The sequence below is a fragment of the Sarcina sp. DSM 11001 genome (assembly GCF_900101015.1).
Classification (GTDB): domain Bacteria; phylum Bacillota; class Clostridia; order Lachnospirales; family Lachnospiraceae; genus CAG-791.
In genome coordinates this window covers 1-1,875 of the sequence record NZ_FNFZ01000066.1, presented here as the reverse complement: position 1 = coordinate 1,875, position 1,875 = coordinate 1, and the positions used below count along the sequence as shown (strand labels likewise).

The 1,875-nt window shown below is 41.7% G+C and carries 2 protein-coding genes; one reads left to right on the top strand and one right to left on the bottom strand.

From position 1 onward, the window contains the following. On the top strand, window positions 1–253 hold a 253-nt coding region (locus BLT02_RS16625), incomplete at its 5' end, for a tyrosine-type recombinase/integrase (protein WP_175453920.1). 398 nt (window positions 254–651) lie between these two features. Here BLT02_RS16625 and BLT02_RS16620 read toward each other — a convergent pair. After that, window positions 652–1,725 carry a hypothetical protein gene (locus BLT02_RS16620; protein ID WP_092998151.1) on the bottom strand — a complete coding sequence of 358 codons (1,074 nt, stop codon included), beginning with the start codon at window positions 1,723–1,725 and terminating at the stop codon, window positions 652–654. Window positions 1,726–1,875: the final 150 nt, after the last annotated feature.

Below are 1,875 nucleotides of genomic sequence, written 5' to 3'. Positions count from 1 at the left end.
CCCTGAATCAGTGTCGCCGCATACTTTCAGACGTACGCGGGGAACATTGCTTTACAGGGACGGCGTCGACATCGAAGCGGTGGCTGTTTTTCTCGGCCACTCTGATACGAAGACGACAAGAGACCACTATACATCACCTTCTGTCCAGCAGCTTCGGGAGATCGCAAACAGAAGAACAGAAGCGATCCCGGAAACTGAGCAGCTCTGGCCGGATGACGAGGATGAGATGACCCGGATTCTGGGGTTGGACTAAGGAATTTATGCGAACTTTTCATGATGGAAAGAGGTTTATTTGCCGCATTGCCGTGTGGAGAGTTCGCATAAAAGCAGGGTTCGCATAAGATCTGTTATGCGAAAGTTCGTATAACAGATCGAGGTGTATTTTTATCCCTTCAAGCCTTATGTTTCCTATGATTTACACCGTTTTTGGTATGGGAAGTATTAGTAAATGATTGACACCGTCGCAAAAGCTTACGACGGTGTCTATTAGTGTATTTCTGTAAATACTGAAACGTTGGAAATGTCGATCAGCTTTGTGTGCGGCTGCGTCACCGTTGATTTCATTGAAAAGCCCAATCTGCTTTACGAAACAATTGCAGCCTCTAAGGGCGTGACATTTTCCCAAGGCAAAGGAGAGGATATTAACAGCTTTCATCTTTTCTGAAAAAACTCTGCCACACTGCATTCCCTATTAATTGGCTTGGAGGTCCATAATACTTTTTCAGCATACTGCTCAATAAGCTGCACATACATCTGAGACTCAAAAAAGGCACTGATTGGTTCTTCTGCACTTAATTCAAATTCCGGAAGGTAAATTCCCCGAATGGCAGGGTCTAACATTCCTTCACGAGCAACATCCTTTTCTTTAAATATCAATGTTGGCAGTTTCATCTGAAATGCCATTGCCGGTTCAATATGCACAAATGGACTTGTATACCAATACTGACTCATATTTTCTTGGATTTGATCGCTGACATTCGCCCCCTTTTTCATGACGGCGTTTTCTATATATACACGTCTAAATGCCACACATAAGCAGCCTTGTACCTCTGTCATCACTCTGCTGATTGCAGTTAACGGCGCATCCATAGAGTATTCAGAAGATCCCACATTTCGCGGGTATAACCCTCGTTTTATTAAATCCGCTTTAAGATATTCAATAAATTTTAGCTGCAGAGAAGTATGCGGTGTCGGATAGCTCAGATATATAGGTATTAAATTATTGCTGGTTCCGAGTAGATCACTGTTTGCACCAAACCATTTATCAGCCAACCCTACTTCTGTAATCCTTAAAATCAGGTCTTTTCCATCGATAAGGCGAATGCAAATACCCTCTTGTTCTCTATCATGTTTAAATTTTTCGTAAGTAGCTATTTCATCTGGTAAAAGCTGCTTAGGCAAACACAGATACCATGTTCTGATATTTAATTTCAATTTCGAATGCCCGGAAATAAGTGTTTTGAACGATGACTTTATCTGCTCCCACTTTGAAGAATCCAAATGATCCCTAAAAAACTTGCATTGATAGATATCAACGGAACCATCTTCGTTCGAAACATAAATATCAATACCGCCATCTCCACCAGCTGAATGCATTCTATGAACATCCCTTCCGCTGTTCTCTTTAAAGAGTAATTCATCACATACCTGCTCAAAGCAGTCTCTTGCACCGACAATTCCGCCGTGCATACGTATAAAGGATTCCCAACTATCTATGTTTGCCATGTTAAACCCTTTCCTTTAATCCAGAATTACTGCAGCTCACCTTTCTCTCTATTATATGATGTTGGGGTCAAAAGTCCCCAGTTTTGTTGCTTAGCACATTACTAAGCACTAAGCGGCTATTAGCAACCACCTTGAAAACTGAATATAGAT